Origin of the sequence: Pseudomonas kilonensis (assembly GCF_001269885.1) — a bacterium.
In the GTDB taxonomy this organism is placed as follows: domain Bacteria; phylum Pseudomonadota; class Gammaproteobacteria; order Pseudomonadales; family Pseudomonadaceae; genus Aquipseudomonas; species Aquipseudomonas kilonensis.
Genome location: NZ_LHVH01000008.1, coordinates 76,165 through 98,530, shown reverse-complemented (window position 1 = coordinate 98,530; position 22,366 = coordinate 76,165). Strand labels below are relative to the sequence as shown.

Genomic DNA, 22,366 nt, shown 5'->3' with positions numbered 1-22,366 from the left:
GATAGCTTTGGATCAGCCAACATCAATATCGACTGACACACCGCCATCGCGAGCAAGCCCGCTCCCACAGTTTTTTGATCGCCTGTAAATCCACGGTTGGACGCAGATCCAATTGTGGGAGCGAGCCTGCTCGCGATGGCGGTGTATTAGTCGACATCGATGTCGAATGCCAGACCGCAATCGCGAGCAGGCTCGCTCCCACAGGGGATTAGTGTTTAGTCGGCGACGGTCGCTTCGCTCAACTCCTCCAACGTCTTGCCCCGCGTCTCCATCCCGAACAACCAGACCACCCCCGCCGCCACGGCGAAGCACAACGCGCCCAGGGCGAACACACCCCCTTGGCCGGTGATGGGGAATACCATCCCGGTCACCAGCGGGCCGAGCAGCGAACCGACGCGTCCCACGGCCGAAGCAAACCCCGAGCCGGTGGCCCGGGCCGAGGTGGGGTACAACTCTGGCGTGTAGGTGTAGAGCACCGCCCACATGCCGAACAGGAAAAACTGCATCAGCAGCCCGGTGCCGATCAACAGGCCGACGTTGCCGCCAAACACCGCGCTCTGCCCATACAGAAACGCCATCGCCCCACCGCCCAGCAACGTGATGACGCACACCGGTTTGCGCCCCCAGCGCTCCACCAGCCAGGCCGCCATCAAGAAGCCGGGAATCCCGCCCAGGGAAATCAGCACGGTGTAATACACCGACTGGGTCACCGCGAACCCCGACTGCTGCAACAACGCACTGAGCCAGGAAGTCAGGCCGTAGAAACCGAGCAAGGCAAAGAACCAGACGCTCCAGATCATCATCGTGCGCTGGCGATACAGCGGCGACCAGATCTGCGCCAGGGCCGAAAAGAAATTACCCGGCGTGCTCTCAACCCTTGGCAAACGAATCGGCTCCGGCAGGTCGCTACGCCCCAGCGAGGCCCGGACTTTGTCTTCGATTCGCTTGAGCACCGCGTCCGCTTCATCACCCCGGCCGGCCTGTTCCAGCCAGCGCGGCGACTCGGGAATGAAGAAACGAATCGCCAGGACAAACACCGCCGGCACCGCCAGCACCAGAAAGATGTCGCGCCAGCCGATCACCGGCAGCAGAAAATACGACAGCACCCCCGCCGCCACGAAACCCAGCGGCCAGAAGCCATCCATCAAAGCGATGTAGCGGCCCCGACGCTTGGCCGGGATCAGCTCCGAAAGCATCGACTGGGCAATCGGAAATTCCATGCCCATGCCGATGCCCAGCAGGATGCGAAACAGCGTCAAGGTCTCGATGTCCTGGGCCGTGGAGCACAAGTAACTGGCAATGCCCCACAGCACGATGCTCCACTGGAACACCGGTTTGCGCCCGAAACGATCGGCCAGCATGCCCGACAGCGACGCCCCTACCACCATGCCGAAGAAGCTGGAGCTGGCGAGCAAACCGGCCTGGGCGGTGCTCAGGCCGAACTCGGCTTTGATCGATCCCAACAGGAACGTCATCATCGCCAGGTCCATGGAGTCGAAGAAAAACGCCAGGGCGATGATGATGAAGATGACCCGGTGGTAACCGCTGATGGGTAACCGTTCCAGGCGTTCCGCCGCGCTGTAGCCGTGAGTGTCCATGCTGCCTCCCCCAATCCGATAATTCCCCGGACCGAGTGTGCGCGAACCTCGCAGGTGGCTATTGCTGAATACGACCTGCCGACAGCCCTGAGCGACGCATCAGGAGCGTTCCCTAGATTGCCATCTCCACCGTGTCCTGCCGGGCGAACCGGTGGATTTCCTGCTGGCCGAGCGTCGTCACCTGCAGGGCTCGCGAATCGTTGGGCAAGCTCAGCCAACCCGACTGCATGAACAGTTGCAGCAGGGCCGCCCCCAGCGCGCCCCCCAGGTGTGGACGACGCTCGCTCCAGTCCGGGCAGGCACAGGCGATGTGGGTGTTGCGATGGGCCAGGGCCTGGATGAACAGGCCACGTCCGGCCAGTTGATTGGCGCCCTTGTGGGTGACGATCACCCGCTGCTCGAACTGCTCGATCCATCCGGCGTCCAGCAGGCGCTGGTAGAGGTCGGCCGCCAGGGTTCCCCCCAGGTGATCGTCGCAAAGCCTGGCGCGCATCAACGAAGCAGGGGCCGACGGCGCCTTGGTCGGCATGACCCGGCGCTTGAAGACGTCTGGAATCTGCCGCGGCGTACTGACCAGCGTCGCGCTGGCCAGCGCTTCGACGGCAGCACCGATTTCAGGCGCTGCCAGGCGGAAAAACCGCTTGCGGCCCCGGGCCTCGACTTTCAACAGGCCTCCGGCGGACAGGCGTCCCAGATGCGCGTTGGCCGAGGACGGCGACAACCCGGCGAGCAACGCCAACTCCTCGGCCTGGCGGGCCGTGCCGTCCATCAAGGCCCACATCATTGCGCTGCGCTTGGGGTCAGCCAGCAGCGTGGCGATCTGGCTGATGCAAGGTGCATGTTCCATGTATTCACTCCCTGTTGAATCATTCGTCTACTGCTCTGGCGCAGGCGGTCGCTAGTATAAGCGGGGCGGTCGAGCTTTCCTGTCCTCCGGAAACCTTTGGAGGCGATTGTTCCTGAGGGAAAATTCTCTATTTGCCCGCGACTAATGGCCGGCCCCCGTCGAGCGTGGAAAACGAGCCGTCAACTCACCGCAGCGGACCTGGAGCATGTCTCGCAAAAGGTTGATGGGCTTGCTCAATTGCGCCCGGTGGGCACACAGCAGATTGAGGGGCGCGCGTTCGCATTGCAGGTGCGGCAAGAGGATTTTCAAGCGCCCGGCCAGCACGTCGGTGGACACATCCAGCCACGATTTATAGGCAATCCCGGCACCCGCCACCGCCCAGCGCCGCACCACATCGGCGTCGTCACTGAAACGGTCGCCACTGACGGTGAGGCTCACTTCCCGTTTGCCGTCATGAAAACCCCATCGGTCATGGACCCGACTGCCAAGCATGTACAACAGGCAGTTGTGCTGGGCCAGTTGTTCCAGCTGATGGGGTTCACCCTGGCGAGCCAGATAGTCCGGCGATGCACACAACACCCGGCGGTTATCCGCGGCAATGGGCAAGGCGACCAGGCTTGAATCTTCCGGCTCGCCATAACGCAAGGCGATGTCCACCGGCTGCTTGAACAGATCGGCCATGCGATCGCCCAGCAACAGCCGCACCGTCAGCCCGGGGTGCTCGCGCTGGAACGCGTCCAGCCAGGGCAGCAGCAGGTTGCGTCCCAGGTCCGACGGTGCGGACAACTGCAACACCCCACTGACCTGATCCTGGCCGCTGGTCAACAACCGCCGGCCCTCGTCAAGGCTGCTCAATGCAGCCCGGGCATATTCGAGAAAACCCTCACCTTCGGCCGTCAGGCGCAGGCTACGGGTGGAGCGGGCCAACAGCCGCGCGCCGAGGTGCTGCTCGATCCGTTTCAACGCGGCACTGGCCACCGCCGCCGACAGGTCCATGACCCTGGCCGCAGCCGAAAGACTGCCCAGGTCCGCCGCCCGGACAAACAACTGCAAGTCATCGAAGCGAAGCATGACGACTCCATTATCAAAAAATTATTGAAAGAGCCTGTTCTTTTAGCCGGTTTTATCTCGACGATAAATAGCTAAACATGGCCTTCATCGAACTCATCTCACGGAGCCGCTTCATGAAAGCCATCGCCTACTACCACTCATTGCCCATCACCGACCCGCAATCGCTCCAGGACATCGAGCTGCCGGAACCGGTCGCCGGTCCCAGGGACCTGCTGGTGGAGGTCAAGGCCATCTCGGTAAACCCGGTGGACACCAAGGTCCGCCAGAACGTCCAGCCCGAAGGTGGCGCAGCCAAGGTGCTGGGCTGGGACGTGGCCGGCGTGGTCAAGGCGGTGGGCAGCGAGGTCACGCTGTTCAAGGCCGGGGACCAGGTGTTCTACGCCGGCTCCATCGCCCGGGCCGGCGGCAACAGCGAGTTGCACGTAGTGGATGAGCGCATCGTCGGCCACATGCCCAAAACCCTCGGTTTCGCCGAAGCGGCGGCGCTACCGCTGACGGCCATTACCGCCTGGGAGTTGTTGTTCGAGCGCCTGCAAATCCAGGAAGGCCAAAGCGACCTGGGCCAGAGCCTGTTGATCGTCGGCGCTGCGGGCGGCGTGGGTTCGATCCTGACGCAACTGGCCAGCCAACTCACCGGGCTGAAGGTGATCGGCACCGCGTCCCGTGTGCAGACCCAGGATTGGGTGCGCAGCCTGGGGGCCGACCTGGTGATCGACCACAGCCAGCCATTGAGCGAAGTGTTGAAAGAAGCGGGCCAGCCCCAGGTGACTCACGTCGCCAGCCTGACCCAGACCGACCAGCATCTGGACCAGTTGGTCGAAGCCCTCGCGCCCCAGGGCAAACTGGCGCTGATCGACGATCCCAAGGCGCTGGACGTGACCAAGCTCAAGCGCAAGAGCCTGTCGTTGCATTGGGAATTCATGTACACCCGCTCGCTGTTCGAGACGGCCGACATGCTTGAACAACACAAACTGCTCAACCGCGTGGCCGCCCTGATCGACGCCGGCACGCTGAAGACCACGGTTGGCGAGCATTTCGGCACCATCAACGCCGAGAACCTGCGCCGGGCGCATGCCTTGCTGGAAAGCGGCAAGGCCAAGGGCAAGATTGTGCTCGAGGGTTTCTGACCCACGATGAGGGCCTAGCGCTTGTGGGAGCAAAGCTTGCTCGCGATGGAGGCACCGCGGTTCTCTATAAAACCGCGTCACCATTTATCGCGAGCAAGCTTTGCTCCCACAAAACCCATGCCGTCAGTCCGAGAATTGATCCTTGTCACAATTGCGATCGCATTCGGGTCTACACTCGAGGCCTTTGCAACGCAATCTTTTCGTGAGGAGGTCAGCAATGAAGATCCTGATAAAAGAAGTGGCAAAATCCCAATGGCAAGTACGCCTTGACCAGCACGTCGTCACCTTCCGTACCGAGGCCGAAGCCCAGGCCTTCGCCAACACCCTGCAAGCGCGGATCCTCGCGCCCCATCATTTCCCCGAACAACAGCAGCGCGCGGCCGGCTGAGTCAGCCTTCGCGACTGGCCTGGGCCAGCGCCCGGGCATTTTGCAGGCGACGGGTCCGCATCGCTGCGCCCACCACCAACAGCCCGCAAAGGCTGATGACCAGCGCCATTGGCACGGCGGTGCCGTCATGCAGCGCCGCCACCAACGCAGCTGCCCCGGCGGCCACGGAAAACTGCAGGCATCCCAGCATCGCCGAAGCACTGCCGGCCCGGGCGCCCTGCCCATTCATGGCGCAAGCCGAGGCGTTGGGCAGGATGCACCCCAGGCTGGCGATGCAGATAAACAGCGGAACCAGCAGCGGCCACAACTGCGCAGGTTGCAAGGCGCTGACGGCCAACAGGCTCAGCCCGGCGCCCAGGTAGACCCATACCGCGCGGCTCAGCAGGAACGCCGGACCGCGCTTGGACAGCAGCCGGGCGTTGACCTGGGCAACCAGGATGAAGCCCGCCGCGTTGGTGCCGAACAGCCAACCGAAGTGTTCGGCCGGTACCCCGTAGAGCTTGATGAAGACGAAAGGCGAACCGGCGATGTAGGCAAACATCCCAGCGATAGCGATGCCTCCCGTCAGCGCATGACCGAGGAAGACGGCGTCGGTCAATAACCGGCCATATTGGCGCAATGCCCCCGACAACGGTTGCCGAGGCACATGGTCCGGCAAGCTTTCCGGCAGCCACAAGGCCACCGCCATCGACGCCAATGCGCTGAACACGGTCAGGGCAATGAAGATCGATTGCCAACCATGCAGGTTCACCAGCAACCCGCCCAGCATCGGCGCGAGAATCGGCGCCAGGCCCATCACCAGCATCAACTGCGAAAACACCTTGGCCGAACCCACCGCGTCGCATTTGTCGCTGACCACCGCCCGCGAGATCACCATCCCGGCGCACCCACCCAGGGCCTGGACGAAGCGGGCGCCGATCAGCCATTCCAGGCTCGGCGCGTAGGCGCAGGCCAGGGAGGCCAGGGTGAACAAACCAACACCGGTCAGCAATGGAATGCGCCGTCCGAAGCGATCCGCCACCGGCCCATAGGCCAGTTGCCCGATGGACAAGCCGAGGAAATAAGCCGCCAGGGTCAACTGAATGTGTTTTTCGTCGGTACCGAAGGCCGTCGCCATCGCCGGAAAGGCAGGCAGGTAGAAGTCGATCGCCAAGGGACCGAAAGCGCTCAAGGCGCCAAGAATCAGAATGGTACGGAGGTTCATCGGGCGTCCCGCTCAGGCGTCGTTCGACAGCCTGACAGTCTAGCCGTGCCGGACGCTCTTGAACATTCCGGTAGGTCGCTAACGATTAAAAAACTTCAAGCAGGGCTGGCCTCATAGCCCTCCTCCTTGATGGCCGCAAGCACGGCATCGGCCGGCAACGAACTCTGGACCTGGACAGTCTTGGCACCCAGGTTGATTTGCACGTCGGCCGCCGGGTCCTTGGCCTGGACAGCCTGGGTGATGGCCTTGACACAGTGACCGCACGACATGCCCTGGACATTGAAAGTGTGCATGAGATGACTCCTTGGGATTGAGGTTGCCAGCAGTCTCAAGCTTGCCATCATGGCAAGGTCAAGTTCTGACAAAAACTGCCGGGCTGGCAATCGGCATCGCGCTCAGCCAAGCTGCACACATCAAGGATTTAACACCGGAGGTTCAGCCATGCGCTGGTCAGCGTTCAGCCTGTTTTGCATGCTCGGTTTTTCAGCGGTGGCGCCCCAGGCCTCGGCCGCCGGCGAAGACTATGGCGTGGTGATCATTTCCCGCGAGCGCCTGGAAGTGTCGACCAATTGCGAAATCGGCATCTACATCCAGGATCAGCTCTCGGCCAGGCTGTTCCAGGAGCAAAGCACTTCGTTCAACCTGCCGCCGGGCCAGTTTTCCTTGCGCCTGAAGTTGCTGCCAGGCCAGGCACCGGGGTGCAACCCGGGCATGCTCGCGCCAGGGTCGCAGAACATCACCCTCAGGGCCGGTGACATCCTGAAGTTCCGCATCGCCATGAATGAACAAGGCATGTACCTCAAGCAAGCTGGGCTCGGTTACTGACACACCGCTTAATCTTGTGGCTGCGAGCCCCCCTGTGGGAGCGAGCTTTGTGGGAGCAAAGCTTGCTCGCGACCCAGGCGCCGCGGTCACTCAACAGACTGCGGTGCCTCCATCGCGGGCAAGCCTTGCTCCCACAGAGCCAGCTCCCAAATCAGGGATCGGCAGCGCTTTTTGGATTGGCGCTTGACCTTGCCCGCATGGCAAGGTTGATCCTGTAGTCATTCACTACAGGGAGCCTGACCGATGTCCGAATCCACCACGTTCGATCTACCGATTGCCGGCATGACCTGCGCCAGCTGCGCCGGGCGGGTCGAGCGGGCCTTGAGCAAAGTCACCGGCACCCGTGCTGTCAGTGTGAACCTGGCCACTGAACTGGCGCGCGTGCAGGCCCCCGAAGGCAGCCTGCCGGCCTTGATGCAGGCCGTCGAACAGGCCGGCTATAGCGTCCCCGTGCAAACCCTGGAGCTGAACATCGACGGAATGACCTGCGCCTCCTGTGTCGGCCGGGTCGAACGCGCCCTGGGCAAGGTCGACGGTGTGAACAGGGTCAGCGTCAACCTTGCCAATGAGCGGGCCCACCTCGAACTGCTCGGCCAGGTGGATCCGCAAACCCTGATCGATGCGGTCAAGCGCGCCGGCTATGACGCCACTGTCTGGCAGGCCGAACAGCCCGCTGACACGCAGGCCAATCGCCTGAACCGTGAACGCCTGATATTGATGCTGGCGATTGCGCTGTCCGTGCCGCTGGTACTGCCCATGCTGCTGCAGCCGTTCGGCGTGCATTGGATGCTCCCGGCCTGGGTGCAGTTCGCCCTGGCCACGCCAGTGCAATTCATCTTCGGTGCACGTTTCTACGTCGCCGCCTTCAAGGCCGTGCGTGCCGGTGCGGGGAACATGGACCTGCTGGTGGCCTTGGGTACCAGCGCCGGCTACGGTTTGAGCCTTTATGAATGGGTGATTGCCCGCCCTGGCGGCATGCCGCACCTGTATTTCGAAGCCTCGGCTGTGGTGATTGCCCTGGTACTGCTCGGTAAATACCTGGAAAGCCGCGCCAAGCGACAAACCGCCAGCGCCATCCGCGCCCTCGAGGCTTTGCGGCCAGAGCGGGCGATCCAGGTGATCGATGGTCAGGAGCGGGACGTTGCCATCAGCGCCCTGCGCTTGAATGATCGGGTGCTGGTCAAACCCGGCGAACGCTTCCCGGTGGACGGCGAAGTGCTGGAAGGCCAGAGCCACGCCGACGAAGCGCTGATCAGCGGCGAAAGCCTGCCGGTGCCCAAGCAGCCCGGCGACAAAGTCACTGGCGGCGCCATCAACGGCGAAGGCCGGCTGCTGGTGCGCACGCTGGCCCTGGGTACCGAAACCGTCCTGGCGCGCATCATCCGCCTGGTGGAAGACGCCCAGGCCGCCAAGGCCCCGATCCAGAAACTGGTGGATAAAGTCAGCCAGGTGTTCGTACCGGTGGTGCTGGTGCTGGCCCTGGCGACGTTGATCGGCTGGTGGCTGTACGGTGCGCCACTGGAAACCGCGCTGATCAACGCCGTCGCCGTGCTGGTGATCGCCTGCCCCTGCGCCCTGGGCCTGGCGACGCCCACGGCGATCATGGCTGGCACCGGCGTGGCCGCTCGCCACGGGATTCTGATCAAGGACGCCGAGGCCCTGGAGCGCGCCCATGAAGTCGACACCGTAGTATTCGACAAGACCGGCACCCTGACCTCCGGCACGCCGCGCATCGCCCACTTGACGGCTCTGGAGGGAGATGAAGACGCGCTGCTGAAAATGGCCGGCGCCCTGCAACGCGGCAGTGAGCACCCTCTTGCCAAAGCCGTGTTGGACACCTGCGCCGAGCGTGGCCTGGACGTGGCGGATGTCAGCGACAGCCAGTCCCTGGCTGGACGCGGTATCGCCGGCAGCCTCGACGGACGCCGCCTGGCCCTGGGCAATCGACGCCTGCTGGACGAACTGGGCCTGGAGCCCGGTTCGCTGGCCGAGTCGGCACAGGCTTGGGAAAACGAAGGCCGCACGTTGTCCTGGCTGATCGAACAAGGCGCGACGCCTCGGGTGCTCGGCCTGTTCGCCTTCGGTGACACGCTCAAGCCCGGTGCCCTCGCCGCGGTACAGGCCTTGAATGAACAGCACATCGCCAGCCACTTGCTCACCGGCGACAACCAAGGCAGCGCCCGGGTCGTGGCCCAGGCGCTGGGTATCTCCAATGTCCATGCCGAGGTTTTGCCAGCGGACAAATCCGCCATCGTCCAACAGTTGAAGCGCCATTCGGTGGTGGCGATGGTGGGCGACGGCATCAACGACGCCCCCGCCCTGGCCGCCGCCGACATCGGCATTGCCATGGGCGGCGGCACCGACGTGGCGATGCATGCCGCGGGCATCACCCTCATGCGCGGCGATCCGCGACTGGTGCCGGCGGCGCTGGACATCAGTCGCAAGACCTACGCCAAGATCCGCCAGAACCTGTTCTGGGCGTTCGTCTATAACCTGGTCGGCATCCCCCTGGCGGCGTTCGGGTTTCTCAACCCGGTGCTGGCCGGCGCGGCCATGGCGCTGTCGAGCGTCAGTGTGGTCAGCAATGCGTTACTGTTGAAGTTCTGGACACCCAAGCAGCTGGAGGACAAGCGATGAACATCGGCCAAGCGGCCCGCCAGAGCGGCCTGAGCGCGAAGATGATCCGCTATTACGAATCCATCGGCCTGCTCAAGGCCGCCCATCGTACCGACAGCGGCTATCGGATCTACGGCGCCGATGACCTGCACACCCTGGCCTTTATCAAGCGCTCTCGCGACTTGGGGTTTTCCCTGGAAGAGGTCGGCAAACTGCTGACCCTCTGGCAAGACCGCCAACGCGCCAGCGCCGACGTCAAGGCCCTGGCCCGCCAGCACATCGAAGAACTGAACCAGAAAATCCGCGAACTGGCTGAGCTTCGCGACACCCTCCAGGATCTGGTGGAACACTGCCACGGCGACCACCGCCCGGACTGCCCGATCCTCAAGGAACTGGCGTCGGGGTGTTGCCAGAGTTGATGCCCACCGCCGGCCCTTGTGGGAGCGAACTTGCTCGCGAAGGCGGCGGCACATTCAACATCGATGCAAGCTGATCCACCGCTATCGCGAGCAAGCTCGCTCCCACAGGGGGCTGCGGTGGGTATGAGATTTTGGAGTGCCCACAAAAAAACCGGCCAGGGCCTAATGCTGTTCACTTAAGGCTGTGGATCTTCAGTTTCGACCCATTGGGGTAAGGGTGTATATCCGTTTCTGCGGTAACGGCGGCTTAGGGTTCCGCCCTTACGGCGGGTCACTTTTGGAAGAGCGCCAAAAGTAACCAAAAGCGCTTTGCCCCACCACTCGGCACCTCGCCTAGGCTCGGTGTGCCCGAACGAAGGCATTGCTCCGTGGGCCCGCCGCGAAGGGCCATCCATGGCCCAGCGCGGCTATCCCGGCATCCATGCCGGGATGCCCACTGCGCAATGCCTTCGTTCAGCCAGCGTGGTTTAACGGGGCGTCCAGATCAAGATCCAAAGCAAGAGCGGGGCACATGCCGGCATCTATGTGGCTGAGCCACCGCTATCGCGAGCAAGCTCGCACATTGGATCTTCCGTAGACACAATACTTATGTGCATCTAGAGCCCCCTGTGGGAGCGAGCCTGCTCGCGAAGAGGCCGGCACATCCAACATCTTCATTGACTGGGACACCGTCATCGCGAGCAAGCTTTGCTCCCACAGATCTGATGGGTGTACGACCGCAAGAGCCAGGTCGGCTACTAGGCCGCCTCGCGGTGGACGTTGATCTCGGGCGCCCCGTTAACCACGATGGCTGAACGAAGGTGTCGCGCAGTGGGCACCTCGGCATGGATGCCGAGGTAGCCGCGCTGGGCCATGGATGGCCCTTCGCGGCGGGCCCACGGAGCAATGCCTTCGTTCAGGCATGCCGAGCCTAAGCGAGGCACCGAGTGGTGGGGCAAAGCGCTTTTGGTTACTTTTGGCGCTCTTCAAAAGTGACCCGCCGTAAGGGCGGAACCCTAAGCGGCCGTTACCGAAGAAATGGATATACACACCAACCCAAAAAAACGGCGCCTTTCCATTTCTGAAAGAAGCGCCGTTTTTTCTAAGTGAACAGCATTACGGCCATTGGCCGGGTTTCTGTTCAACCGATCATTGCATCCATGGCGGAGGCGGCTCTTCGGTCTTGCCGGGCGGGGCATCGTCGGCGGCGCGGACAGCCTGGCGGCGTTCCTCGTCCAGGCGGGCGGCCTCGATCTCGCGCATGATCCCGCCGACATCCGCCAGTTCTTCCGGCTCGTCGAACTCGCCGGTCAGCATGCTGGCCGGGTGCAGGGTGCCGGCTTCGTACAGCGCCCACATTTCCTTCGCGTACTTGGTGCGCTTGAGCTCCGGGGCAAACCGACCGAAGTAGGACGCCATATTGCCCACGTCCCGCTCCAGCATGCTGAAGGCATGGTTGTTACCCGCAGCATCCACGGCCTGCGGCAGGTCGATGATCACCGGCCCGGTCGGCGTGAGCAGGACGTTGAACTCCGACAGGTCGCCGTGCACCAGACCGGTACACAACATCAGCACGATCTGGGAAATCAGATAGGCGTGATATTCACGGGCCTGGTCCGGCTCCAGCACCACATCGTTCAGACGCGGCGCTGCATCGCCGTACTCGTCGGCCACCAGTTCCATCAGCAGCACGCCTTCAAGGAAGTCGTACGGCTTGGGCACGCGCACACCCGCGCTAGCCAAGCGGAACAGCGCCGCTACTTCAGCATTCTGCCAGGCGTCCTCGGTTTCCTTGCGCCCGAACTTCGAGCCCTTGGCCATGGCCCGGGCCTGACGGCTGTTGCGGACCTTGCGGCCTTCCTGATATTCGGCCGCCTGACGAAAGCTTCGCTTGTTCGCCTCCTTGTAGACCTTCGCGCAACGTAGCTCGTTACCGCAGCGCACCACATAAACAGCTGCTTCTTTACCACTCATGAGTGGGCGCAGCACCTCGTCGACCAGACCGTCCTCGATCAGGGGTTCAATGCGTTTTGGAGTCTTCATCAGCTTTTATTGTGGGTCCTTTATTACCAAACACGCGAATGACAGTCGTTATACGGCAATCCTTCCTCCACGGGGAGGGGTTGCCGACCTATGAACCTGTGATGCACACAATGTGCCGGATCAATCGACCGAGCCGAATCATAGCCGAGACCGAACCTGACATTGCTAACTGAATGCCCAGGCATTTGCGACAAGAGCTGACAGTCATGTCTACCATCGGCTGTAGGAAAGTGCGACGACTCAATGTTTGAACAGTTCCCCCGGCGTAAACCCGAACATCCCCTTGAACGCCGCAATGAACGCGGACGTTGAATCATACCCGCAGGACAACGCGGCGCTGGTGACACTGTCGCCCTGCTCCAGCGAGCCCAGGGACGACAACAAGCGCATGCGCTGGCGCCAGGCGCGAAAGCTCAGGCCGGTCTCGCGCTGGAACAGGCGCATCAAGGTTTTTTCCGACGTGCCCAGGCGCTCAGCCCAGGCGTGCAAGGTGACGTTCTGCTCAGGCTGTTCGATCAACTCGTTACACAGCCCCAGCAGACGGGCATGTCGTGGCAGCGGCAGGGAGAACCCCACCTCCGGCAAAGTCGCCAACTGGTCCAGCAACACCTGCACCAACCGTTGTTCCTGGGTATCGCCTTGCGGGTAATCGACCGGAAGCTGACAGAACACCTTGATCAACTCACGGGCCAGTGGCGTGACTTCCAGCACCCGGCAACGCTCATCGGCCCAGGGGCAGGCGTGGCGATGCACATACAGGCTGCGCATTTCCGCTCGGGTGGAGGTCACCACATGGTGTTCCAGGTCGGCCGGGATCCAGATGCCCCGTTGTGGCGGGGCAAAGAAGCTACCCGCTGCGGTGTGTACGCCGAGAACGCCGCTGATGGCGTAGGAAAACTGCACCCAGTCATGACGATGGGCTTGCGTCCAGGAACCGGCGCTCAAGCTTTCGACACGGGCGTACAGCGGCCTCGGCAATTGCGCCAGGTCGGGGATGCGGCGTTCGAGCTGTTGGTGTCCGTTAGGCGGCATTGATTGGCCTTATGTCGCAAGACGACTGGTAGGGACGACGTTAGGCTAAGTCGACTTTTCTTACAACTTGCGGTGCCCTATGCATATCCTCAGACACCTCAAACGCATGGTGACCGACTGGTTCCTCTGCGGCATGTTACTCGCCACGCTGTTGGCGTACTTCTTTCCAACCTTTGGCGCCACGGGCGGCGCCATGCATGCCGAATGGGTGGTCAACATCGGCATCTTCGTGGTGTTCTTCCTGCACGGGGTCAACCTGTCCGGCGAACAGATCCGCCACGGTTTGAAGAACATCCGCCTGCATGTGATGGTGCAGGGTTTCACCTTTGGCGTGTTTCCGTTGATCTGGCTGCTCAGCCACTGGCTCGTCGGCAGCCATGTGCCGGCGCTGCTGATGCTGGGGTTCTTCTACCTGTGCGCCCTGCCCTCGACCATTTCTTCCTCGGTGGCGCTGACCGGCAGTGCCGGCGGTAACGTGCCCGCGGCGATTCTCAACGCGAGCCTGTCCAGCGTACTGGGGGTTTTCCTGACACCGCTGCTGGTCAGCTTCGTGGTCGGCAGCGGCGCCGGCGGCATCGACCTGGGGTCCACCTTGCTCGACCTGTGCATGATGTTGCTGCTGCCACTGGTGCTGGGGCAGCTCCTGCGGCGTTGGTTGGCTGGCTTTTTCGGCAGGTACAAGCGCTACACCAGCATCATCGATAAACTGGTGATCCTGCTGCTGGTCTACGCGGCATTCTGCAACTCGATGGTGTCCGGCATCTGGCAACAGCAAGGCCACGGCGTGCTATTGAGCGCAGTGCTTGGCAGTGCCGTGCTGCTGGCGATCATCTTGTGGGCGACCACCCGTACCGCCCGCGCCCTGCAATTGCGCAGCGCCGATGAAGTGGCCGCGGTGTTCTGTGCCAGCAAGAAATCCCTCGCCGCCGGCGTGCCCATGGCGGCGTTGATTTTCGGCAACCATCCCGGCCTGGGGTTGATCCTACTGCCGATCATGATCTATCACCCGCTGCAGTTGATCGTCTGCTCGATCCTCGCCGAGCGCTACGCCAGCCATCACCGGGAACTGGCGTCCCGCCAGGACGGCGCCGTCCTCAGCGCTCGATAATCGCCGTCACGCCCTGGCCCGCGGCGGCGCAGATGGAGATCAACCCGCGACCTCGCCCGGCCGCATCGAGCAACTTGGCGAGGTTGGCGACAATGCGCCCGCCCGTGGCGGCAAACGGGTGCCCGGCGGCCAGGGAGCTGCCCTTGACGTTCAACCGGCTGCGGTCGATGGACCCTAGCGGCGCATCGAGGCCCAGGCGGGTCTTGCAGTAGTCCGGGTCTTCCCAGGCCTTCAGTGTGCACAACACCTGGGCGGCGAACGCTTCGTGGATCTCGTAGTAATCAAAGTCCTGCAAGGTCAAGCCGTTGCGCGCCAGCAACCGCGGCACGGCGTACACCGGGGCCATCAACAGCCCTTCGGCGCCATTGACGAAATCCACCGCCGCCGTTTCGCCGTCGCGCAGGTACGCCAGGATCGGCAGGCCTCGAGCCTTGGCCCACTCTTCGCTGCCCAGCAGCACCAACGAAGCGCCATCGGTCAGTGGCGTGGAATTACCCGCGGTCATCGTGCCCTTGGCACTTTTTTCGAAGGCCGGCTTGAGGGAAGCGAGTTTTTCCGGGGTCAGGTCCGGGCGCAGGTTGTTGTCCCGGGTCAGGCCAAGAAACGGTGTCATCAAGTCATTCTGCCAACCTTCGGCATAGGACGCGGCCATTTTCTGATGACTTTCCAGGGCCAACTGGTCTTGCGCCTCCCGGGGGATCTGCCAGGTCTGGGCCATCAACTCGCAATGCTCACCCATGTTCAGGCCGGTGCGCGGTTCGTTGATGCGCGGCAGGTCGGGGACGAGGTGCTGAGGGCGCAACTGTAGGAAGGTCTTGATCTTGTCGGCGGTGGTCTTGGCGCGATTGGCTTGCAGCAGGATCCTGCGCAGCCCTTCATTGACCGCGATCGGCGCGTCCGAGGTGGTGTCGACGCCGCCGGCAATGCCGCTGTCGATCTGCCCCAGGGCAATCTTGTTGGCCACCAGCAGCACTGTCTCCAGCCCGGTGCCACAGGCCTGTTGTACGTCATAGGCCGGCGTCATCGGTGACAGCCGCGAGCCGAGCACACATTCGCGGGTCATGTTCATATCCCGGGAGTGCTTGAGCACCGCACCGGCAGCCACCTCGCCAATGTGCAAGCCATGCAGGTTGTAGCGTTCGATCAGCCCCTCGAGGGCAGCCGTCAACATCGCCTGGTTGCTGGCGGTGGCATAGGGCCCGTTGGAGCGGGCGAACGGAATGCGGTTACCACCGATGATCGCGACGCGGCGTAGTTGTGTCATGAAGAACTCCCTGTGTAGGTCTAGTGCCCTGTGAAGACTCAACCGAACCCTGTGGGAGCAAAGCTTGCTCGCGATGAACGATGACGCGACCTACCTGAAAAACGCGGTGTCTGCATCGCGAGCAAGCTTTGCTCCCACAGGGATTCGGTGCCCTGAAAAAAGCGCTCCCGCTCAAGCTTAGGCTTTATCTCGCCGATCGAACGACTGATTGCCAATCATGGTCCACACTTGGAACCTCATCAGCCGGAGTGTGTTCCATGTCTGACCGTTATATCGACTTCGCCAATTCGCCCATTGGCCGGCGCATGGTCGGGTCCCTCGGCCTGCCCTCGCCGGTGCGCCTGGAGCGCTGGCAGGCCGGGCGCCTGCGGCCGATCGAAGGCGCATTGCTGCTGGGCGGCGGGCCGTTGACCGAACAGATCGGCAGGTTTGCCAAGCGCCTGACCGACACCATCTTCATCTACGGCGGCGAGCCGACCCTGGCCACCGAGTGGATCCCCGGCCATGGCCCGAAAATCAAGGCGGTGGTGTACGACGCCAGCCATTTGGTGCAGGCCGACCAGCTCAAGCAGCTGCGGGAATTTTTCCAGCCGCTGATGAAAAACCTCGACCACAGCGCCCATGTCGTCATCCTCGGTCGCGCGCCGGAAAGTCTTGCCGACCCGTTCGCCGCGAGTGCCCAGCGGGCGTTGGAAGGTTTCAGCCGCTCCCTGGCCAAAGAGTTGCGCAACGGCGGGACGCTGCAACTGTTGTACGTCGGCGACGGCGCCGACGCCCAGTTGGAGGGTGCGCTGCGGTTTTTCCTGTCGCCCAAGAGCGCTTTCATTTCCGGGCAAGTCATTCGCCTCAACGCCTGTGACACCCAGGTCCAGGACTGGACCCGACCGCTCACGGGGCTCAAGGCGCTGGTCACTGGCGCAGCCCGCGGGATCGGCGCCTCCATCGCCGAAACCCTGGCCCGCGATGGCGCCGACGTGATCCTGCTGGACGTCCCGCAAGCCAAGACCGACCTCGACGCCCTGGCGGCACGCCTGAGCGGACGCAGCGTCACGCTGGATATCTGCGCCGAAGACGCCGCCACCCAGTTGATCGAGCACCTGCCCGACGGCGTCGATATCGTGGTCCACAACGCCGGCATCACCCGGGACAAGACCCTCGCCAACATGACCCCGGAATTCTGGGACGCCGTGCTGGCCGTCAACCTCAATGCCCCGCAAGTGCTGACCAAGGCCCTGCTCGACAGCGGCACCCTGCGCGACAATGGCCGGGTGATTCTGCTGGCGTCCATCAGCGGCATTGCCGGCAACCGTGGGCAGACCAACTATGCGGCGAGCAAGGCCGGGCTGATCGGCCTGGCCCAGGCCTGGGCGCCGCTGCTGCAGCCACGCGGCATCAGCATCAACGCCGTGGCGCCGGGCTTCATTGAAACCCGCATGACCGCCGACATTCCCTTCGCCTTGCGCGAAGCCGGGCGGCGCATGAGCTCCCTGGGCCAGGGCGGCCTGCCCCAGGATGTCGCCGAAGCCGTGGCCTGGCTCGCGCAACCAGGCACGGGTGCCGTGACCGGTCAGGCCCTGCGGGTATGCGGGCAAAGCCTTCTGGGAGCGTGACCATGACGATCCAATGGCACGAAGTCAGCAGCCCGCCATCGATGTCCGGGCTTTATTCGAAAGCGGCGACACGACGCAAGGTCACCGGAACGACCTTGCCCGAGGAAGGCCTGCGCCAGGTGCTTCAGGTCGACCCGCAACGCCTGGCGGCCTATCGCAAAGTCTGCGGTTTCATCGATAACGGACTGCTGCCGCCGACCTATCCCCACGTCTTGGCGTTCGCCCTGCAAATGCAATTGCTCACCGCCCGGAGTTTTCCATTTCCGCTGCTGGGGCTGATCCACTTGAGCAATCGCATCCGCGTATTGCGGCCTATGGGCGGGGTTGGCCAGGTGCGGGCCAGCGTCCATGTCGAAAATCTGCAAGCCCACCCTAAAGGTGCGGTATTCGACCTGGTGACTCGCCTTGATGATCAATTGGGGCCGCTATGGGAGGCCCAAAGCCAGATGCTGTGCAAAGGTGTCCAGCTCGACGGGGCACTCGTGGAGGATTCACCGCAGGCCAGCCTGCCCTTGATTGAAGTCGCGCACTGGACCGCACCGACGGACATCGGTCGGCAATACGCCAAGGTGTCTGGCGACTACAACCCGATTCACCTGAGCGGCATCAGCGCCCGGTTGTTCGGCTTCCCCACTGCCATCGCCCATGGTTTGTGGAACAAGGCCAGGACCCTGGCGGCGCTGGATGACCACCTGCCCGAGGCCAACATCGAGATCGATGTGACCTTCAAGAAACCGGTGCGCCTGCCCAGTGAGGTGACACTGCTGGCGAGTGCGGCGGGGTCCAGCGGGCAACTGCAACTGATGGGGGCTGGGGAGTTGGAGCATATGGTGGGAGAGTGGCGGCCGGTGGCCTGAGCAGAATAAATGGCCTCCACACGCATCCCCTGTGGGAGCGAGCCTGCTCGCGAAAGCGGTGGGTCAGTCTGAATCAATGTTGACTGTGCAACCGTCTTCGCGAGCAAGCCCGCTCCCACAGTTATTCAGCGCGGCGGGTAATTGGACAGGATCCGCCCCACCGTCTCGCGCACGGCCGTGTTGCGGTCGGTCGGGTTGGGCGAGTTGCTGAGCAGCTGTTCATCACTGCCACGCCACACCAGCTTGCCGTCCTTGCCATCGAGCAGGTCGATCTGCACGGTGGCGACCTTGTAGCTGATGTTGCGGGTTTCGTTGTACATCGGCCCGCCCCAATAGCCATTCCAAGGCCCGCCCCACCCACCACCGCCGTAGTTGGTGGTGACCTGCTGCTGGCGGTCCTCGACGATCAGATAGGCCTGGACCAGCACATCACCATGCCCGCCAGCCGCCGGACGCAGGCCGCGCTGGTCGAGTTGATCGGCCACCGCCTGGCGGATCCGCTGTTCGGTCAGGTCGCTCTTGATGCGTGGGTCATCGGGGCGATATTGCAGCGCCGGGTCTTTCCAGCTCCAGCTGCGATACGCCGCGAAATCGCGGCTGGTGTCGAAGTCATGGTTGACCTGGTTAGAGGCACAAGCGCCCAACAACAGGGTGAAGGCCAGTAGAGCGAGACGGCGAAACATGGTTTTTCTCCGTTGCGTAATCAACTTGGTGGATACGCCGACATGGCTTTTTCCACTGCCGCACGAATGGCATCGGTGCGCTCGCTTTGACTGCCCCGCTGGCCGGTCTCGGCGCTGGCGCTCCACACCGGTTGCCCCGTGCGGGCATCGAACAGATCCACCCGAACCACCACGACCTGCTCCTGATACGTGCGCACCATCGGCACCGAATGGTACATGCCATAACCCGGACCGTAGCGGTCATAACGGTTATAGCCGCCGTAGTAGCCGGTATCATAATCATCCCGAACCTGACGCACGCGGGTCTCCAGGCGCAGGTCGGCGCTGACGAACAGGTCGGCGGGCCGGTTGTCATGCAGCGGGCGCAGGCCACGCTGGTCCAGGGCATTGCTCACCGCTTCGGCCACCTGGGCCGAATCCGCCCAGGCGGTACCCGACGGCAGGCGCCCGTCGCGCCAGGCCCAACTGCGATAGCGCCCATAGTCACGGGGCGGCGCAGGGTAAGCGCTGCGGTCGAACACCGTGGCGGCCTCGGGTGGCGCCGGCGGCAGTGGATTGGACGTGGCGACATAGGGATTGCTGCCCTGGCAGGCCGCCAGTCCCAGGCACAGCATCAACAACCCTGAACGACCTTTCATTTCGCTCTCCGTCACACTGGACGGCAGATCCAGTGCAGATAACGTCCCAACCCGGCAAACGCCGGATGGCGACGGTGGGCCAGTTCCATTTCCAGCAACTGCGCAAGCTCCACGCGGCCCTGGAACTCCACCGGCATGTAGTCATGGAAAACCCGCACGCCACTCTGGCTTTCGACCTGCCACAGGCCTTCAAGTTGCGCCGCCAATTCTCGCGGATCAAGGGGTTGTTGCGGCGTCAGGCTCTGTTTTTCACCGGCCATGTCATTTTTGCGCAACTTGCGAAAATGCCCCTTGAGCAGGTTGCGATAGACCAGCGCGTCGCGGTTGTAGAACGCCAGGGACAACCAACCGCCCGGGACCGTGAGTTGATGCAGCACCGGCAGGATCGCGTGAGGTTCGGCCAGCCATTCCAGCACCGCGTGACACAACACCAGGTCGTAAGGCTCGGTGAGCTGGCCGAGCAGATCCTGCCACGGCGCCTGGATGAACGTGGCGCTCTGGCCCGCCTCGGCAAAACGCTGGCGGGCGCCTTCGAGCATGGGCTCGGCCGGCTCGGCCAGGGTCACCTGGTGACCGCGCTCGGCCAGCCACAACGACATGTGGCCCAGGCCGGCGCCGATGTCCAGCACGCGCAGCGGACGCTGTGGCAAGCTTTCCAGCAGATCGGCCTGAAGCACCGCCAGGCGGATCGCGCCCTTGGCCCCGCCGTAGATTTTTTCGGCAAAACGCGTGGCGAGCTGATCGAAATGACGGTCGCTCATTGGCCGAACCGCCGTTCGCTGTCGGCCAGCTTGCTGCGTACCACAGCGTCCATGTCCAGGCCCAGCTCGCTGCAAAGCAGCAACAGGTACAACACGATGTCACCGACCTCCTGCCCGGCGTGGGCCAGTTTGTCCGCCGGCAACTGGCGCGACTGGTCCTCGGTCAGCCACTGGAAAATCTCCACCAGTTCGGCCATTTCCACACTGGCGGCCATGGCGAGGTTTTTCGGGCTGTGGAATTGCCGCCAGTCGTTACGGTCACGAATGGCATGCAGGCGTTCGGTCAGTTCAACAAGGTTCATCGGGTTCTCCTGAATGCGCATAGCTTCAGGGGGATGACCAGGGAAGGCAAGAGTCTCGGTACGCAGCGACGGTTTGCCCCATAATCGAACCAACTCGGCCGCCACAGCTCCTACAATCAGGAGCCAACGGCTCAGCTCAGATCCCCTCCCATCAGGATGCACATATGCAGGCAGAAAGCTTTTTCGAATGGCTCGGCCAGGCGCTCGGTTCGGTGATCCGTTTCATCGTCGACCTGCTCAGCGGTCTCTTCAACACCCTGGCCAATGCTGGCGGAAATTTTGTCGATGGGCTGTCACGCACCCTGGGCATGGACACCTCGATCATCAGCATCATCGCGCTGATCCTCGGGCTGATGCTGCTCTACTCGGCGATCCGCGCGTTCATGCGGGCCTCGATCGTCATGGGCATCATCTGGCTGGTGCTGGGGTTGTGGTTATTGAGTTGGATCATTCACTAGGGCTCAGAGCACTGGGTGGAAGCAAAGCTTGCTCGCGATACAGGCGCCTCGGTTCCCTGAAAGACCGCGTCATCTTCATCGCGGGCAAGCCTTGCTCCCACAGATTTTGCTCGTTTCCCACGCTCCGGCGTGGGAACGATCAGGCGAGAACCCGCTACAATCGCGCTCCATCAAGGAGCCCGCATGCCCAACCTGACCACCGACTGGCGCGACCGCCTTACCCATCGCCGGGTCTGGGTGCTGGCTGCGCCAATGATTCTCTCGAACATTTCCGTACCGCTGGTGGCGCTGGTGGACAGCACGGTCATCGGCCATTTGCCCCATGCTCATCAGCTGGGCGCCGTGGCGGTCGGAGCGAGTTTGTATACGGTGCTGGCGTGGGCCATGGGTTTCCTGCGCATGGGCACCACCGGGTTCGCCGCCCAGGCTGCCGGGCGTGGTGATGGGGCAGCGTTGCGACAAGTGTTGCTACAAGGACTGTTGTTGGCGATGGGGTTGGCGGTGCTGCTCGGTGCCATCGGCGTGCCGTTGAGCGACGTGGCGTTGCACTTCATGCAGCCGTCCGCCGAGCTCAACCAGTTGACCCGAGACTTCTTCCACACCCGGCTCTTCGGCTTGCCAGCGGCGCTGGCCAGCTATGCGCTGGTCGGCTGGTTCCTCGGCGCCCAGAATGCCCGGGCCCCGCTGGCGATCCTGCTGGTGACCAACCTGGTCAACATTGCCCTGAACCTGTGGTTCGTGATCGGCCTGGACTGGGGCGTGACCGGGTCGGCCCGGGCGTCGGTCATTGCCGAGTGGACCGGTGCGCTGGTCGGCCTGGCCCTGGCCCGCAACACACTGCGCGCCTGGCCCGGACAGATCGCCTGGGCCGCCCTGGGGCTGTGGCACAGTTGGCGCCCGCTGCTGGCGGTGAACCGGGACATTTTCATCCGTAGCCTGGCGCTGCAAGCGGTGTTTTTCCTGATCACCGTGCAAGGCGCACGCCTGGGGGATGCGACCGTGGCAGCCAATGCTTTGCTGCTCAACGGCCTGCTACTGACGGCCCACGCCCTGGACAGCCTGGCCCATGCCGTCGAAGCGCTGTGCGGCCATGCCATTGGCGCCCGCGACCGCCTGGCGCTGCGTCGCTCGCTGGTGGTGGCGTGCGGCTGGTCGTTGATCGCAAGCCTGGGCTTTGCCCTGCTGTTCCTGCTCGCCGGCCACCTGTTCATCGACATGCAGACCGACATACTCGACGTGCGCGCCACCGCTTATCACTACCTGCCTTACCTGGCCGCCTTGCCACTGATTGCCGTCTGGAGTTACTTGCTCGACGGGCTCTTCATCGGTGCCACCCGTGCCCGGGAAATGCGCAACGGCATGCTGCTGACCTTGCTGCTGGTGTTGCCCATCGCCTGGGCGCTGCAAGGGCTGGGCAACCATGGGCTGTGGATCACCTTCCTGCTGTTCATGGCCCTGCGCAGCCTGACCCTCGGCGCTTTCGCCTGGCACTTGCAGCGGCACGACCGCTGGCTCGGTGCATCAGCCCACTAACGT

At 63.2% G+C, this 22,366-nt stretch carries 22 protein-coding genes; 10 read left to right on the top strand and 12 right to left on the bottom strand.

Features of this window, described 5'->3' with window-relative positions; translation table 11 throughout:
- Positions 1–215: 215 nt before the first annotated feature.
- The 3 genes from AD662_RS03480 to AD662_RS03470 form a co-directional block, all read right to left on the bottom strand.
- On the bottom strand, positions 216–1,598 hold the full coding sequence (locus AD662_RS03480; RefSeq protein ID WP_053185481.1) for an MFS transporter: 1,383 nt from the start codon (positions 1,596–1,598) through the stop codon (positions 216–218).
- Positions 1,599–1,710: 112 nt separating this feature from the next.
- On the bottom strand, positions 1,711–2,445 hold the full coding sequence (locus tag AD662_RS03475; protein ID WP_018603237.1) for an ArsR/SmtB family transcription factor: 735 nt from the start codon (positions 2,443–2,445) through the stop codon (positions 1,711–1,713).
- A gap of 141 nt (positions 2,446–2,586) precedes the next feature.
- On the bottom strand, positions 2,587–3,516 hold the full coding sequence (locus AD662_RS03470; RefSeq protein ID WP_053177950.1) for a LysR family transcriptional regulator: 930 nt from the start codon (positions 3,514–3,516) through the stop codon (positions 2,587–2,589).
- Positions 3,517–3,629: 113 nt separating this feature from the next.
- On the opposite strand from AD662_RS03470, the gene AD662_RS03465 reads away from it, so the two are divergent.
- Both AD662_RS03465 and AD662_RS29485 read left to right on the top strand, forming a co-directional pair.
- Positions 3,630–4,643: a zinc-binding alcohol dehydrogenase family protein gene (locus AD662_RS03465; RefSeq protein WP_053185478.1), complete on the top strand. Its 1,014-nt coding sequence runs from the start codon at positions 3,630–3,632 to the stop codon at positions 4,641–4,643.
- 217 nt (positions 4,644–4,860) lie between these two features.
- On the top strand, positions 4,861–5,031 hold the full coding sequence (locus AD662_RS29485; protein WP_014336412.1) for a hypothetical protein: 171 nt from the start codon (positions 4,861–4,863) through the stop codon (positions 5,029–5,031).
- Position 5,032: 1 nt separating this feature from the next.
- On the opposite strand, the gene AD662_RS03460 is transcribed toward AD662_RS29485, so the two are convergent.
- Both AD662_RS03460 and AD662_RS03455 read right to left on the bottom strand, forming a co-directional pair.
- Positions 5,033–6,235 (bottom strand): multidrug effflux MFS transporter, encoded by a 1,203-nt coding sequence (locus AD662_RS03460; RefSeq protein ID WP_053185475.1) that lies wholly within the window; start codon positions 6,233–6,235, stop codon positions 5,033–5,035.
- 95 nt (positions 6,236–6,330) lie between these two features.
- Positions 6,331–6,528, bottom strand: coding sequence for a heavy-metal-associated domain-containing protein (locus AD662_RS03455; RefSeq protein WP_053185469.1), 198 nt, complete (start codon positions 6,526–6,528; stop codon positions 6,331–6,333).
- 148 nt (positions 6,529–6,676) lie between these two features.
- On the opposite strand from AD662_RS03455, the gene AD662_RS03450 reads away from it, so the two are divergent.
- The 3 genes from AD662_RS03450 (at position 6,677) to cueR (ending at position 10,095) form a co-directional block, all read left to right on the top strand.
- Positions 6,677–7,060 (top strand): hypothetical protein, encoded by a 384-nt coding sequence (locus AD662_RS03450; protein ID WP_018603226.1) that lies wholly within the window; start codon positions 6,677–6,679, stop codon positions 7,058–7,060.
- 243 nt (positions 7,061–7,303) lie between these two features.
- Positions 7,304–9,697 carry a heavy metal translocating P-type ATPase gene (locus AD662_RS03445; protein ID WP_053185466.1) on the top strand — a complete coding sequence of 798 codons (2,394 nt, stop codon included), beginning with the start codon at positions 7,304–7,306 and terminating at the stop codon, positions 9,695–9,697.
- Entirely contained in the window at positions 9,694–10,095 is a 402-nt protein-coding gene (gene cueR, locus AD662_RS03440; RefSeq protein WP_018603223.1) for a Cu(I)-responsive transcriptional regulator, read from the top strand. The genes AD662_RS03445 and cueR overlap by 4 nt, the downstream gene beginning before the upstream one ends.
- A 1,128-nt stretch (positions 10,096–11,223) precedes the next feature.
- Here cueR and AD662_RS03430 read toward each other — a convergent pair.
- Together AD662_RS03430 and AD662_RS03425 are read right to left on the bottom strand one after the other, a co-directional pair.
- Complete coding sequence (locus AD662_RS03430; protein WP_018607638.1) at positions 11,224–12,117, bottom strand: PA4780 family RIO1-like protein kinase; 894 nt, start codon at positions 12,115–12,117, stop codon at positions 11,224–11,226.
- A 240-nt stretch (positions 12,118–12,357) separates the two neighbouring features.
- On the bottom strand, positions 12,358–13,149 hold the full coding sequence (locus tag AD662_RS03425; protein ID WP_018607635.1) for an AraC family transcriptional regulator: 792 nt from the start codon (positions 13,147–13,149) through the stop codon (positions 12,358–12,360).
- Between the two features lie 79 nt (positions 13,150–13,228).
- Between AD662_RS03425 and AD662_RS03420 the strand changes: the two genes are divergently transcribed.
- Positions 13,229–14,257 (top strand): bile acid:sodium symporter family protein, encoded by a 1,029-nt coding sequence (locus tag AD662_RS03420; RefSeq protein WP_053185461.1) that lies wholly within the window; start codon positions 13,229–13,231, stop codon positions 14,255–14,257.
- Here AD662_RS03420 and AD662_RS03415 read toward each other — a convergent pair.
- Positions 14,244–15,521 carry an acetyl-CoA C-acetyltransferase gene (locus AD662_RS03415; protein ID WP_018607631.1) on the bottom strand — a complete coding sequence of 426 codons (1,278 nt, stop codon included), beginning with the start codon at positions 15,519–15,521 and terminating at the stop codon, positions 14,244–14,246. The genes AD662_RS03420 and AD662_RS03415 overlap by 14 nt on opposite strands.
- Positions 15,522–15,778: 257 nt before the next feature.
- On the opposite strand from AD662_RS03415, the gene AD662_RS03410 reads away from it, so the two are divergent.
- Together AD662_RS03410 and AD662_RS03405 are read left to right on the top strand one after the other, a co-directional pair.
- Positions 15,779–17,131, top strand: a complete 1,353-nt coding sequence (locus AD662_RS03410) for a 3-oxoacyl-ACP reductase (protein ID WP_018607629.1) — start codon at positions 15,779–15,781, stop codon at positions 17,129–17,131.
- Positions 17,132–17,133: 2 nt separating this feature from the next.
- Positions 17,134–17,988 carry a MaoC family dehydratase gene (locus AD662_RS03405; protein ID WP_053185458.1) on the top strand — a complete coding sequence of 285 codons (855 nt, stop codon included), beginning with the start codon at positions 17,134–17,136 and terminating at the stop codon, positions 17,986–17,988.
- 125 nt (positions 17,989–18,113) lie between these two features.
- Here AD662_RS03405 and AD662_RS03400 read toward each other — a convergent pair whose 3' ends face one another.
- The 4 genes from AD662_RS03400 to AD662_RS03385 are packed head-to-tail and all read right to left on the bottom strand — an operon-like array spanning position 18,114 to position 20,372.
- Positions 18,114–18,671 (bottom strand): DUF4136 domain-containing protein, encoded by a 558-nt coding sequence (locus AD662_RS03400; RefSeq protein WP_053185455.1) that lies wholly within the window; start codon positions 18,669–18,671, stop codon positions 18,114–18,116.
- 20 nt (positions 18,672–18,691) lie between these two features.
- Entirely contained in the window at positions 18,692–19,309 is a 618-nt protein-coding gene (locus tag AD662_RS03395) for a DUF4136 domain-containing protein (protein ID WP_053185452.1), read from the bottom strand.
- An 11-nt stretch (positions 19,310–19,320) separates the two neighbouring features.
- Positions 19,321–20,070, bottom strand: coding sequence for a methyltransferase (locus AD662_RS03390; RefSeq protein WP_018607621.1), 750 nt, complete (start codon positions 20,068–20,070; stop codon positions 19,321–19,323).
- Positions 20,067–20,372 (bottom strand): MazG-like family protein, encoded by a 306-nt coding sequence (locus tag AD662_RS03385; protein ID WP_003186192.1) that lies wholly within the window; start codon positions 20,370–20,372, stop codon positions 20,067–20,069. Before AD662_RS03385 ends, AD662_RS03390 begins: the two co-directional genes overlap by 4 nt.
- Before the next feature lie 164 nt (positions 20,373–20,536).
- Between AD662_RS03385 and AD662_RS03380 the strand changes: the two genes are divergently transcribed.
- Together AD662_RS03380 and AD662_RS03375 are read left to right on the top strand one after the other, a co-directional pair.
- Positions 20,537–20,830 carry a hypothetical protein gene (locus tag AD662_RS03380; RefSeq protein WP_018607618.1) on the top strand — a complete coding sequence of 98 codons (294 nt, stop codon included), beginning with the start codon at positions 20,537–20,539 and terminating at the stop codon, positions 20,828–20,830.
- 183 nt (positions 20,831–21,013) lie between these two features.
- Positions 21,014–22,363, top strand: a complete 1,350-nt coding sequence (locus AD662_RS03375; protein ID WP_053185449.1) for an MATE family efflux transporter — start codon at positions 21,014–21,016, stop codon at positions 22,361–22,363.
- Positions 22,364–22,366: the final 3 nt, after the last annotated feature.